Source organism: Cellulosimicrobium sp. 22598 (assembly GCF_052044445.1).
Lineage (GTDB): Bacteria > Actinomycetota > Actinomycetes > Actinomycetales > Cellulomonadaceae > Cellulosimicrobium > Cellulosimicrobium cellulans_G.
The window spans coordinates 1-12,726 of record NZ_JBQEMZ010000019.1 but is presented as its reverse complement, the minus strand read 5'-3'; the positions used below and the strand labels follow the sequence as shown (position 1 = coordinate 12,726).

The window sequence follows — 12,726 nt, the reverse complement described above, 5'->3', positions numbered from 1 at the left end:
GTCAGCTCGTCGTGACCTCGCGGCGCTCCGTGCCGAAGATGTCGATGACGCCGAGCATCTCGAGGACGTCGGTCACGACCGTCGGCGGGTTGCGCAACGTGACGGACAGCCCCTCCTCGGAGCCGATCGTGTAGAACTGCACGAGGAACGCGATGCCCGTGGAGTCCATGAACGTCACCTTGGACGTGTCGATCACCACGGGGACGTCCCGTTCGAGCGCGTTCGCGAGCGCGGCGCTCGCCTCGCTGCGGAGGGCGACGTCGATCTCGCCCCACATGTCCACGACGCTCGCCTCGGGCTCCTCGAGCAGCCGGATGCCGCCCGTTCCCGCCTCGGCGTCGCTCCGCTCCAGCTCCTGCACCAACACTGCCCCGCCCTTCGTCCCGCCCTGCCTCGCCCACCCCGACGAGTACGCGCCACCTGCCTGACGCTGTCGATCGGTCGGGGCCTCCTGTCGTACGTCATCGGGCGACGAGACGGCTCCGGCGTGATCGGACGTCGCCAGCGTACCCCACGGATGCCGCTGGCTGGTAGGCCTCTGGCCAAGACTTTACCCAGGGCGGTTTCGACATCGTTCCCCGGAGCGATCGTTGAGGATTCATTCAACAGTTGGACGGGTGTCCAGACGACGACGGCCGCCACGGACCCGCTGCCGGGTCGACGTGGCGGCCGTCGGGCTCGCTCGGACGCTGCGCGTCAGCCCGTGTTCTGCAGGCCGGCGGCGACGCCGTTCACGGTGAGCAGCAGGAGGTGCTGCAGCTCGTCCTTGACCGGCCCTTCCGCGCCGGAGCGCAGACCGCGCAGGGCGCGGACCTGGAGCAGCGAGAGCGCGTCGACGTACGGGCTGCGGAGCTGGACCGCGCGTCCCAGCACCCGGCGCCCGGCGAGCGGCCACGCGTTCTCCGTGACCGCGAGGACCTGCTCGCGCGTGAGCCGCAGCTCGTCGAGGATGGCCTGCGCGAGGTCGTCGCGCCCGCCGAGCGCGAGGTACCGCTCCGCGATCCGCTCGTCCGTCTTGGCCAGCGACATCTCGACGTTGTCGAGGAGCGTCGCGAACAGCGGCCACTCGCGGTGCGCCTCACGGAGCAGGTCGAGGTCCCCGAACTCCTTCAGCGCCGTCCCGAGCCCGTACCACCCGGCCAGGTTGATGCGCGCCTGCGACCACGAGAACACCCACGGGATGGCTCGCAGGTCGTCGAGCGAGGAGACGGACAGGCCACGGCGGGCCGGGCGCGAGCCGATCGGCAGGAGGCCGACCTCCTCGAGCGGCGTCACCTGGGCGAACCACTGCGGGAAGCCGTCCGCGCGGACCAGCTCGTGGAACCGGCGGCGCGACGACGCGTCGAGGGCCGCGGCCAGGTCGCGGTACCGCTCGGTCGCCTCGGCGTTGCGCTTCTCCGTCGACGGCGCCGACGCGAGCAGGGTCGCCGCGGCCACCTGCTCGATGTGGCGCGACGCGATGGTCGGGTCGCCGTAGCGCGCGAGGATGACCTCGCCCTGCTCCGTGAGCTTGAAGCGGCCGTCGACCGAGCCCGGCGGCTGGGCGAGCACCGCGCGGTTCGCCGGACCGCCCCCGCGACCGAGCGCCCCGCCCCGGCCGTGGAACAGCGTGAGCGTGACGTCGTGCCGCTCGGCCCACTGCGCGATGCGACTCTGCGCGTCGTGCAGCGCGAGCGTCGCCGAGACCGGACCGACGTCCTTCGACGAGTCCGAGTACCCGAGCATGACCTCCACGCGGCGCCCGTTCTCGGCGAGCCGGCGCTGCACCTGGGGCAGCGTGAGCATCGACTCGAGGATGTCGACGCTCGCGCGGAGGTCCGCGAAGGTCTCGAACAGCGGGATCGCGTCGACGACCGGAACCTCGTCGGAGCCCTCGAACGCGAGCTCCGCGAGCTGGTACACCGCCGCGAGGTGCTCGGGCTTCTGCGTGAAGGACACGATGTAGCGGCGCGCGGCGCGGACGCCGTAGCGCTCCTGGACCGAGCCGAGCGCGCGGAAGGTGTCGAGCACCTCGCGCGTCCGGTCGGACAGGTCTCCGCGCAGCCCCTTCTCCGCGATCTCCGCGAGCGCCGCCTCGTGGACCTGGGAGTGCTGACGCACCTCGAGCTCCGCGAGGTGGAAGCCGAACGTCTCCACCTGCCACACGAGCTGCTGCAGGTCGCCGTACGCCGCGCGGGGCGCGCCCGCCGCGACGAGCGACTCCTGGACGACCCGCAGGTCGGACTCGAGCTGCTCCGCCGTCGCGTACGCGAGGTCCGCGTTGCGGGCTCGCGTCGCGGCGATGCGCTCCGCCACGACGAGCAGGACCGCGCGGTGCGGCTCGCGCGGGGACGCCGCCGACGCGGCGGACGTCACGGTCTCCGAGAGGCGGCGCTGCCGCTCCCAGAGCGTCCGCAGCCCGTCCGACGGCGGCGTGCCGTCCTGGTCGAGCGTGAGCTTGCGGCCGACGGCGCGCGTCTGCTGCTCGAGCGCCGCGAGCGCGTGGTCCGCCGCGATCGCCGCGGCCTGGCGCGTGACCTCGGCCGTGACGTTGGGGTTGCCGTCGCGGTCGCCGCCGATCCAGGTGCCGAGGCTGACGAACGGCCGCACGAGCGGCTCCTCGCGCCCCGCCTCGTCGCCGAGGAGCCAGTCGTCCAGGCGGCGGTAGACCGTGGGGAAGGTGTCGAACATCGTCGCGTCGAACACGCCGAGCGCCGTCCGCACCTCGTCCAGGACGGACGGCTTGTGCTCGCGGATGGGGGCGGTGCGCCACATCGTGTCGATCTCGGCGAGCAGGCGGCGCTCGTTCTCCGCGAGCGACGTGCCGCCGAGGCGCTGCGCGTCCCGCTCGTCGAGCAGGGTCGCGATGCGGCGGACCGCGCCGGACACCGCACGACGGCGGGCCTCGGTCGGGTGGGCCGTGAGCACGGGGCGGAACTCGAGACGGCGGAGGCGGCGCAGCGCCTCGTCGCGGCCCACCTCGCCGACGAGCTGCTCGAACGCCTCCGGGAGGGAGTCGTCGGGCGTCGTCGCGCGGGTCGCGAACTCGGCCTCGCGCTCGCGCAGGACGCGCACGCGGTGGTACTCCTCCGCGAGGTTCGCGAGGTGGAAGTAGCACGTGAAGGCGCGGGCGACCTGCTCGGCGCGCGCCATGGAGAGGCCCTCGACGAGCGTCTCCGCCTCGGCGAGCACCGCGCCGGACGGGTCGTCGTACGCGCGGATGGACAGCTCGCGCAGGCGCTCGACGTCGTCGAGCAGGTCCTGCCCGCCCGTCTCGCGGAGCACGGTGCCGAGCAGACCGCCGAGCAGGCGGACGTCGTCGCGCAGCGGGGCGGGCACGTCGTGGCGGGCGAGGCCGCGCCCCGCGTGCCCGGTGTCGTCGGAGACGTCGGCGACGACCCGGTCAGGGGCGTCGGCAGCACCCGGCGACGGGGACAGTTCCGAAGGGGAGAGGTCGTTCACGGTGACGAGAGTATTCCTTGACCGTCAGGGGACGTGAAGGCGTCCGAGGGGTGATCGTCGGTCGAGCGCCGGTCGCGCGGTTGTCAGCGCCGCGCGCCGACGCGCACGGCGTCGAACGGCGCGTTCGACGCCACACGGTCCTCGATCGAGGCGGTGACGACGTCCTTGGCGACGCGCACGGCGTCGAGCACCGACGCGCCCTTGGCGAGCTCGGCGGTGATCGCGGCGGCGAACGTGCAGCCCGCCCCGCTCACGCGCTCCTCGCCGATCTTCGGGGTGCGCAGCACGTGCACCTCGTCGCCGTCCACCAGCACGTCGACCGCGTCGGGCCCGGGCAGCTCGACGCCGCCCTTCGCGACGACGGCCCGCGGGCCGAGCGCCTGGACCGTGCGCGCCGCCTCGACGAGCTCCTCGACGGTCTCGATCGACTCGACGCCCGCGAGCGTGCGCGTCTCGAAGAGGTTGGGCGTCACGACGGTCGCGAGCGGGAGGACCTGCGCGCGCAGCGCGGTGTCCGTGTCGAGGGCGGCGCCCGGCTCCTGGCCCTTGCAGATGAGCACCGGGTCGAGCACGACGTGCTCCCACGCGCGCGAGCGCAGCGACTCGGCGACGACGTCGATCGTCGCGGGCGTGCCGAGCATGCCGATCTTCACGACCGACGGCTCGTGCGTGACCGTCGCCGCCTCGAACTGGTCGGCGATCACCTGGGGGTCGACCGGGACGAACCGGTGGCCCCAGTCGTTCCTCGGGTCGAACGAGACGATGCACGTCAGCGTGCCGACGCCGTACGCGCCCAGCTCCTGGAACGTCTTGAGGTCGGCCTGGATGCCGGCGCCGCCGGTCGCCTCCGACCCGGCGATGACGTAGGCGAGCGGGGCCGTGTGGGGGCCGTTGTGCGACATGGTGCTCCTCGGCACGAGTGGACGGGGGGTGTCCCTCCTCCCGGTCCTGCCGGGAGAGGCGGGCGGACGAGCCGGTCTGTACGCCGGGGGCGCGGGGCCCTCCGGACGACAACCGTACCTGACGCGCACAGGCACCCCGGAACCGTTGGAACGACAACGGTTCCGGGGTGTCCCGCGGTCGAGATCGTCGTGCGTGCGCACGACCTCGTACCGGGGTCGTCGGCGCTGCTCGCGACCACGTCACCGGGAGCGATCACGACCTCCCAGCACGGCTTCGCTCCGTGCCGCGTCGGCCGCGCACTCGACGTCCTCGCCGCCGACGACGACTGCGACGGGCTGGAGCGCGTCGTCGAGGACGAGCAGGTCGGCCCGGGCGCCTGCCGCGAGCGCGCCGCGACCTCGTAGCGACAGGGCCCGGGCGGGCGTCGAGGACGCCATGCGCACCGCGTCGACCAGGTCCGCACCAGACGCGTCGACCGCGTTGCGGACGCAGTCGACCAGGAAGGCGGTGGACCCGGCGATACGGTCGGTGCCCGCGAGGCGAGCCACGCCGTCGACGACGTCGACCGTGCGGTCGGCGAACGTGTACCGACCGTCGCCCAACCCGGCGGCGGCCATCGCGTCCGTGACGAGCACGGTGCGGTCTCGACCTGCCCGGACGGCCACGTCCAGCGCAGGCGCCAGCACGTGGTGGCCGTCGCCCACGATCTCGAACGTCAGCCGGCTGTCGCTGAGCGCGGCGGCGACCGGGCCCGGGTCGCGGTGGTGGAGCGGAGGCATGGCGTTGAACAGGTGCGTCACGTGCCGCGCCCCTGCCTCGACCGCGGCGACGACCTGCGCATGGGTCGCCGACGTGTGCCCGACCGCGAAGAGGCACCGGCCCGCGAAGTCGCGGATCAGCTCCGTCGCGCCGTCGAGCTCAGGCGCGATCGTCATGACGACCGGGACGCCCGACGCCGCGTCGAGCAGGTCGTCCATGATGCGGGTGTCGGGAGCCCTCAGGGCCGCGAGCGTCTGAGCCCCGCGATGGCTCGCGGCGAGGAACGGCCCCTCCAGGTGCACCCCCACGAGGTTGGGCACGTCCGGGTCGAGCACGGCGTCGCGTACGGCGCGCACGGCCGCGAGCATCGCGTCCGGCTCGACGGTCGCGACGGAGCCGAGCATCGCCGTCGTCCCCCGGTCACGGTGTGCACGGGCCGCGCGACGGACGTCGTCGGGGTCCCCGCTGTACATCGAGGCGCCCCCGCCGCCGTGGCAGTGCATGTCGACCAGTCCCGGAAGGAGATAGTTGTCGTCGAGCGGGACGCGCTCTCCCTGGTCGCCGGATCCCGGTGCGCCCGGCCCGACCGCCGCGACGAGCCCGCCCTCCGTCCGGAGCCATCCGCGCTCGATGCGCCCCGGCAGCACGAGCCGGGCGTCGACGTACGTCCGCACAGGTGCCGTCACGCCGGCACCAGCACCTCGGCAGCGGCCGTGACGCATGCGCGCGACGCCCCGTAGGTGCGGACCCAGCCACGAGCCTCGGAGAAGTCGCAGTGGACGAACCCCATGTCGAGCACCACGACGTCCGGGGTCGTCGCGAGGATGCGGTCGAGCACGGGCTCCTGCCATGCGTACCGGTGGGGGCTGCGGACCAGCACGACCACGTCGCCGCGCGGGCCGTGCTCCTCGCGGAACTCCGAGATCGCCGCGTGGACGATCCCGGCGCCGTTGTAGGTGTCGCCCGCGACCCGGACGCTCTCGACCGTGTGCCCGCCGTCGGCGAGCACGGACTCGATCTCGGCCCCGCCTCGGCCCGAGGCGGGCGAGGCGACCGGCTCCAGGCGCACGACGAGCACCGCGTCGCCGCGCAGTCTCGTGCTGCCGTGGACCTCGACGGCACGGCGTGCGATCCGCACGCCGGTCTCCGGGTCCGCGGCGTCGGCCCTGGTGGCACGGCGCTCGCCCAGCCGGGCGATCCGCTCGGCGGCTCGTTCGAGGCGGGCGAGCGGCAGGTCGCCGGCATGCACGGCGTCGACGATCGAGCGAGCGGCGATGCGCACGTCCTCGCCGTACGACCACGCGCCGAGGCAGAGGGCGTCCGCGCCGGCGCGCAGCGCGCGGACGGCCGCATCAGGGAGCGGCGCGACGCTCGCGACACCCTGCATCTCCAGCGCGTCGGTGATGACGACGCCGTCGAAGCCGAGCTCCTCGCGCAGCAGTCCGGTGATGACGGGAGCGCTGATCGAGGCCGGGACGTCGTCGAGGGCCGTGACCTGCGGGTGCGAGACCATGATCGAGTCCACGTCGGCTGCGACGGCGGCCCTGAACGGATCGAGGTAGTGATCGACGAGCTCGGCCACCGGGAGGTCGATGCTCGGCGTGCCCAGGTGCGCGTCCGTCCCGCTGAGCCCGTGCCCGGGGAAGTGCTTGGCGCACGCGCTGACGCCAGCCGACTGGAGTCCGTCGATCCACGCCGCCGCGTGCTTGGACACGTGGGCACGGTCGCTGCCGAAGCACCGCACGCCGTTGGGGCTGAAGGGGTTCACCGCGGTGTCGACGGCAGGTGCGAGGTCCCAGTCCACGCCGACCGCGCGCAGCGACAGCCCGATCTGGTAGGCGACGTCCCGGGTCGCAGCGACGTCGTCGACGCGGCCGAGGGCGAGGTTGCCGGGCGTGGCGACGCCTCCGACATGGTCGAGCCGCGTCACGTCACCACCCTCCTCGTCGATCGCGAGGTGGAGGTGAGGGGCACGTTCGCGCAGAGCGGCGGTGAGACCGGCGAGCTGCGGCCCGGACACGATGTCCTTGCCGAAGAGCACGAAGCCGCCGAGCCCTTCGGCGACCGGTCCGTCGATCCACCGCGGGACCGTGGGGCGCCCCAGCGCGGGGAAGAGGACGGAGTGGGCGAGCCTTTCGAGGCTGGTCATGGCAGCTCCTGGAGGGACGTGGCGACGGCGAGGGACGACGACGAGGTCATCCCTTGACCGCCCCGCTGGTGAGGCCGCCCACGAGGCGGCGCTGGACGAACAGGAAGAACACGAGCACGGGCAGGGAGAAGATCGCGGACGCGGCGATGGTCGCGCCGTAGTCCACCTGGACCGAGGTGCTGAAGGACACGAGCCAGACCGGCAGGGTGTAGTTCTCCTGCGACCGCATCAGGACGTAGGCGAACAGGTAGTCGTCCCACGCGTTGATGAACGCGAAGATCGACGTCGCGACGATGCCTGGCGCGAGCAGCGGAAGCACGACACGCCGGTACGCGTGGAACCTGCTGCAGCCGTCGATCATGGCCGCCTCCTCCAGCTCGACCGGAACCGCGGCCACGAACCCTCGCAGGTTCCAGACCGTGAACGGCAGGACGAACGTGAGGTAGGTCAGGACGAGCCCCGGCACCATGTCCAGCGCCCCGATCTCACGGAGCATGAGGTAGAGAGGGATGACCATCGCCGACCCGGGAACCATCTGCACGAGGACGAGCACGACGAGCAGCGTCTTGCGGCCGAAGAAGGAGAACCGGACCGTCGCGAGGGCGGCGCCGACAGCCACGACCATCGCCAGCACCACGGTCGCGAGCGACACGGTCAGGGAGTTGCGCAGGTACGTGAGGAACTCGGGCGCGCCGAGAGCGCGACCGAAGTTCTCCGTGCTGACGGGCCACGGGAGGAACTGGGGCGTGGCGGACATGATCTGCCCCGGCGGCTTGAACGCCGTGGAGAACATCCAGTAGACCGGGAAGATCACGACGACGGCGACGAGGATCGCCACGACGTTGGCGCTCGTGCGCCGTCGGGTGCGGAAGCTGCGTGGCACGCTCATGAGACCTCACCGTCCTTCGCCAGCCGGCGCACGTAGAAGACGGCGAAGACGGAGAGCAGCGCGATCGTGACGATCGAGATCGCCGCGCCCGCCCCGTAGTCGTTCGCCGTGAAGGCTCGGACGTAGGCGTAGACCGACAGGGTCGTCGTCTGTCCGGACGGGCCGCCCTGGGTGAGGACCCAGAACGGCGTGAACGAGTTGACGGACCAGATGACCTCCAGCACGACGAGGATCGCCAGCACCGGCCGCAGCATCGGGAGCGTGATGTAGCGCAGGGTCTGCGACCGCCCCGCGCCGTCGAGACCCGAGGCCTCGTACATCTCGTGCGGGATCTGACCCATCGCGGCGTAGAGGGTCAGGACGACGAAGGGCAGGCCCTTCCACACGATGAGGAGGATGATGAGGCCCAGGGCCTGCGCGGGGTGGGAGAACCAGTCGTGCGCACTGAGGTCACCGAAGATCCGTAGCTGGGTGAGCAGCCAGTTCACGACCCCGTACTGCGGCTGGAAGAGCCACTGCCACACGAGCGCCGCCGAGACCATCGGCATCGCCCAGACCAGGACGAGGCAGACCATGAGGGTGAGCCGTGCCCAGGCGGACGTGCGCACGAGGACCTGGGCGAGAGCGAACCCGACCACCATCATGACGCCGACGCAGACGACCGTGACGACGGCCGTGCGGGCGACGACGCCCCAGAACGTGCCGTCCGCCAGGATCGCCGTGTAGTTGTCGAGCCCGACGAACGGCGCGTCACCGGTGAACAGCGAGCGGGCGTCGAACCGCTGGAACGACAGCATGAGCAGTCGCACCATCGGGTAGCCGAGGACGACCACGAGGACGAGGACGGCCGGGGCGACGAGGCCGTACGGCAGTCGTGAACGCCGAGGACGCACGCGCCCCGACGAGGACGGAGGGCGGGCGCGGGAGCCCCGAGGCGGTGCCTCGGGACTCACCGCACTGTGGGTCTGGATCGCCATGTCAGGAGCCGGACCCCGTCGCGTTGAACACCTCCGCGACGTGCGCGTCGTACGCCTTCGCCGACGCGGGGATGTCCTTCCCCGCAGCGATCGAGGCGAAGAACTGCTCGTTGTAGCGCTCGCCGTCCAACGTCGCCTGACCCGGGGTCACCGGGAGCGCGTGGTTGATCTCCACGGCCTGGGCGCCGACGGTGAGCGCCTCCGTGACGCCCTCGGTCGGCATGAACGACGGGGAGATCGGCAGCAGGTTGAGCTCCTGCGCCATCCGGCCCTGGAAGTCCGCGCCGGTGATGATGCGCAGCCAGTCCTTGGCCGCCTCGGGCTTGTCGGTCGCTGCCGAGATGCCGATGGTCGAGCCGGCGACGATCGTCGGCAGCGGCTCCCCCGCCGTGTAGCCCGGCATGACGAAGTAGCCGAGCTTGCCCTCGAGGTCAGGGTTCTTCTCGATGACGGCCGCCGGTTCCCACGCCTTGACGTACAGCATCGCCGCCTGTCCGTCCGCGAAGAGCTGGTCCTGGTCCGGGCTGTTGGTGTTCACGCCGGTCGACGACGGCGTGGAGCACGTGTTCTGGAAGTCCCGCCAGGCTTCCAGGCCTCGCTGCGACTCGGGCGAGCTGAGCACCCCGGCCCACTGGTCGCCGTCCTTCTCGGCGAGCTCTCCCCCGGCACCGAACACGAACGGCGCGCCCGCGAACCAGTACTGCCCCGGCATGTAGAACCCGGAGTAGTTGGCCCGGTCGGAGTACGACTCCGCCAGGGCGACGCATGCCTGCTCGAGCTCGTCGAGGGTCGCGGGCGGCTGTGTGATCCCCGCCGCCGCGAACATCTCGGTGTTGTACATGACGACCTTCGTGCCGCCGTAGAGAGGCGTGGCGTAGAGGTGGTCGTCGAGGGTCGAAGGCTCGGCGAGGCCCGCGAGCCAGGAGCCCGAGTCCTCGAACGAGTCCTTGTCCTCGGTGAGGTCGAGCAGAGCGCCGGAGTACGTCTGCAGCGCCGTCTGGGTGTTGCCCATCTCGACGATGTCCGGCCCGTTGCCGGAGGCGAGGGCCGTCGTGATCTTGGTGGCGATGTTGTCCCACTGCTGGATCTCGACCTTGACGTCCATGTCGGGGTGCTTCGTCGCGAACGCCTCGTTCACCTCCTCCACGAGGGGCGAGTCGCCCGGGCCACCGGTCATCATCCAGACCGTGAGCGTGCCCGACTCCTCGCCGCCGTCGGTGCCCCCCGCACCGCCGGCGCACCCTGCGGTGAGCAGAAGAGTGATGGTCAGTGCCCCGCCAGCGAGGGCCGTCCTGCTGAACTTCATGGAACTTCCTTCCGTGGGGAAACCACGTCGTCGTGCTTTCTCGGGGAACGCGGCGCGGCGCGCCGTCGTCAGGGGGCGTGGACCGGGACGTCTTCGAGTGCCTTGACGGCCCGAGCCCGGTCCACGTCGATGCGGCTGATGTGCTCTTCGAGCACGCCGAGGGAGGCATAGAGGTCGCCGAGCGCGACCGCCAGCGCGCCGAGCAGCCCGGCGAAGTCGCCGAGCTCGGTCCGGCGCAGGACCGTGCTGACGCCCACCAGGTCGAGGACCTGCGCCTGGACTGCGTCGAGGGTCTCGTCCTCGAGCCCGTCCGCGAAGCCGCCGGTGACGATGACGGTCCGCGGCTCGTAGGACAGGCCGACGAGCGAGACGAGGTGGACGAGCGCAGACCGGATGAGGGGGACGAGGTCGGGGAAGCGCTCGGGCTCGTCGAGCACCTCGCGCGCCGAGGTGATGTCGTGGCCGCGCTCCTGGGCGAAGGCCACGAGGCCGGCGCCAGAGACGAGGTCACGCAGTCGGGTCTCGGTCCCGGGCACCTGCAGGCGGCCGAACTCGCCGAGCACGCCCGTGCGTCCGTAGAGCACGCGACCACGCAGCGCGACCGCCGAGCCGAGGCCCGTGCCGAGCGTCAGCAGCGCCGCCGTCTCGTTCTCGGCGAGCCCGCCGTACTGGAGCTCGCCCACGAGGGCGAGGTTGGAGTCGTTGTCCAGCGTCGTCGGCACACCGACCCCGTCGCGGAACGTGTCGATGAACGTGGTCCCGAGGATCTGCGGGAGGTTGTGAGACCCCACCACGGCGGTCTTGTCGCCGGAGACGGCACCCGGCACGCCGATCGCCACCGCCCCCAGGGCACCGTGGTCCTCGGCCGTGAGCGCGACGAGCTCGTGCACACGCTCGGCCATCCAGGTGCCCATCGCCGGTCCGTCGAGCTGCCGGGGCGTCGGGTGCTTCGAACGGACCAGTGTCCGTCCGAGCGTGTCCGATACGGCGAAGCGGCAGTTGGTCCCACCGAGGTCGACCCCGCACACGGTCTGCACGCTCCCGTCGAAGACGACCGGCGTCGACGGCCGGCCCGGGCTCGACGACGGCAGCGTCGCGGCGTCGCGAACGAGCCCGCGAGACCGCAGGTCGTCGACGACCCGGAAGACGGTCGCACGGCTGAGCCCGGTCGCCTCCACGATCTGGCTGCGCTCCAGGGTCTGCCCCGACAGCAGCACGGACAGGATCGCGCTGCGGTTGGTGGCACGGGGTTCAGTGGCAGGGTGCATAATTTCTCTCAGCTTGAGAATAATGAGGTGCGGAGAGTGTAGACACACCTCCCCCCGTCTTGTCACCCCCTCTGCGGAACTCACCACCGACGAAAGGCAGCCTCACGTGCAGAACCGGCGCCCCACCGCCCGCGCTCCGCTCAGCCCGGTCCCCCAGCTCCTGGCCCTCACGTTCTCGACCGGCGTCATCGACGCCGTCGGCTACCTCGGCCTCGACCGGGTGTTCGCCGGGAACATGACCGGCAACGTCGTCATCCTCGGCATGGGCCTGGCCGGCGCGGACCTACCCGTGGCGGGGCCGTCGCTCGCGCTCGGCGCGTTCGTCCTCGGCGCCGCGCTCGGTGGACGGGTCCTCCGCGGTTCCGTCACCGGGTGGACCCCACGGACCCGCGCCCTCCTTCTCGGCGTCACGACCCTTCTCACCCTCGGCGCAGCGCTCGCCCTCGCGGGCGATCTCGGGACCCACGAGACCTCCGCTCCGTCGGTGCTGGGGATGCTCGTGACGGCGTTCCTCGCTCTCGCGATGGGCGCCCAGGCGGCCGCCGCCCGACACGTCAAGGTCGCCGACGTGACCACCGTCGTCGTCACGTCGACCATCACCGGCCTCGCCGCCGATTCATGGCTCGGCCACCGCGTCGACCAGCCATGGGCGCGCCGAGGCGCCGCCGTCGTCCTCATGATCCTCGGCGCGCTGGCGGGCGCGCTGCTCCTGCAGCTCCACCTGGTGGCGGGCATCGCGGCGAGCGCCGCGATCACCGCCATCGCCGCACTGCTCGGGCACACGAACCGAGACGGTGTCGCGCGGTGAGTGGGCTGGTGGTCCGTGGTGCTCGGCTGGTCGGACCCGACGGCGGGGCCTCCTCCCCCGTGGACGTGACGGTCCGTGGGGGCCGGGTCGAGAGCGTCGGCCCTGCGGCCGGGGCGCGGGCGTTGCCCGAGGACGTGGCGATCGTCGAGGCGGGCGGGCGGCTGGTGCTGCCGGGGTTCGTGGACGCGCACGTGCACGGCGAGGCCGCGGTCCTGGACGAGGACGT

General features: G+C 72.2%; 10 protein-coding genes. 1 reads left to right on the top strand and 9 read right to left on the bottom strand.

Annotation, left to right across the window (positions count from 1 at the left end; genetic code table 11):
- Window position 1: 1 nt before the first annotated feature.
- The 9 genes from ACTJIY_RS17535 to ACTJIY_RS17495 all read right to left on the bottom strand — a co-directional run bounded on the left by ACTJIY_RS17535 (window position 2) and on the right by ACTJIY_RS17495 (window position 11,692).
- Entirely contained in the window at window positions 2–367 is a 366-nt protein-coding gene (locus tag ACTJIY_RS17535) for an STAS domain-containing protein (protein WP_253050176.1), read from the bottom strand.
- A gap of 329 nt (window positions 368–696) precedes the next feature.
- Window positions 697–3,318 (bottom strand): phosphoenolpyruvate carboxylase, encoded by a 2,622-nt coding sequence (locus ACTJIY_RS17530; RefSeq protein ID WP_440674994.1) that lies wholly within the window; start codon window positions 3,316–3,318, stop codon window positions 697–699.
- A gap of 206 nt (window positions 3,319–3,524) precedes the next feature.
- Window positions 3,525–4,343: a bifunctional hydroxymethylpyrimidine kinase/phosphomethylpyrimidine kinase gene (gene thiD / locus ACTJIY_RS17525; RefSeq protein ID WP_440674987.1), complete on the bottom strand. Its 819-nt coding sequence runs from the start codon at window positions 4,341–4,343 to the stop codon at window positions 3,525–3,527.
- 240 nt (window positions 4,344–4,583) lie between these two features.
- Window positions 4,584–5,789: an N-acetylglucosamine-6-phosphate deacetylase gene (gene nagA / locus ACTJIY_RS17520; RefSeq protein WP_440674988.1), complete on the bottom strand. Its 1,206-nt coding sequence runs from the start codon at window positions 5,787–5,789 to the stop codon at window positions 4,584–4,586.
- Window positions 5,786–7,252: a glycoside hydrolase family 3 protein gene (locus tag ACTJIY_RS17515; RefSeq protein WP_440674989.1), complete on the bottom strand. Its 1,467-nt coding sequence runs from the start codon at window positions 7,250–7,252 to the stop codon at window positions 5,786–5,788. The genes nagA and ACTJIY_RS17515 overlap by 4 nt, the downstream gene beginning before the upstream one ends.
- A 46-nt stretch (window positions 7,253–7,298) precedes the next feature.
- On the bottom strand, window positions 7,299–8,141 hold the full coding sequence (locus ACTJIY_RS17510; RefSeq protein ID WP_440674990.1) for a carbohydrate ABC transporter permease: 843 nt from the start codon (window positions 8,139–8,141) through the stop codon (window positions 7,299–7,301).
- Window positions 8,138–9,034 carry a carbohydrate ABC transporter permease gene (locus ACTJIY_RS17505; RefSeq protein ID WP_353709036.1) on the bottom strand — a complete coding sequence of 299 codons (897 nt, stop codon included), beginning with the start codon at window positions 9,032–9,034 and terminating at the stop codon, window positions 8,138–8,140. The genes ACTJIY_RS17510 and ACTJIY_RS17505 overlap by 4 nt, the downstream gene beginning before the upstream one ends.
- Before the next feature lie 85 nt (window positions 9,035–9,119).
- Window positions 9,120–10,424 carry an extracellular solute-binding protein gene (locus ACTJIY_RS17500; protein WP_353709035.1) on the bottom strand — a complete coding sequence of 435 codons (1,305 nt, stop codon included), beginning with the start codon at window positions 10,422–10,424 and terminating at the stop codon, window positions 9,120–9,122.
- Window positions 10,425–10,492: 68 nt separating this feature from the next.
- Window positions 10,493–11,692: an ROK family transcriptional regulator gene (locus tag ACTJIY_RS17495; RefSeq protein WP_353709034.1), complete on the bottom strand. Its 1,200-nt coding sequence runs from the start codon at window positions 11,690–11,692 to the stop codon at window positions 10,493–10,495.
- A gap of 106 nt (window positions 11,693–11,798) precedes the next feature.
- On the opposite strand from ACTJIY_RS17495, the gene ACTJIY_RS17490 reads away from it, so the two are divergent.
- Window positions 11,799–12,500 carry a DUF1275 family protein gene (locus ACTJIY_RS17490; protein WP_440674991.1) on the top strand — a complete coding sequence of 234 codons (702 nt, stop codon included), beginning with the start codon at window positions 11,799–11,801 and terminating at the stop codon, window positions 12,498–12,500.
- Window positions 12,501–12,726: the final 226 nt, after the last annotated feature.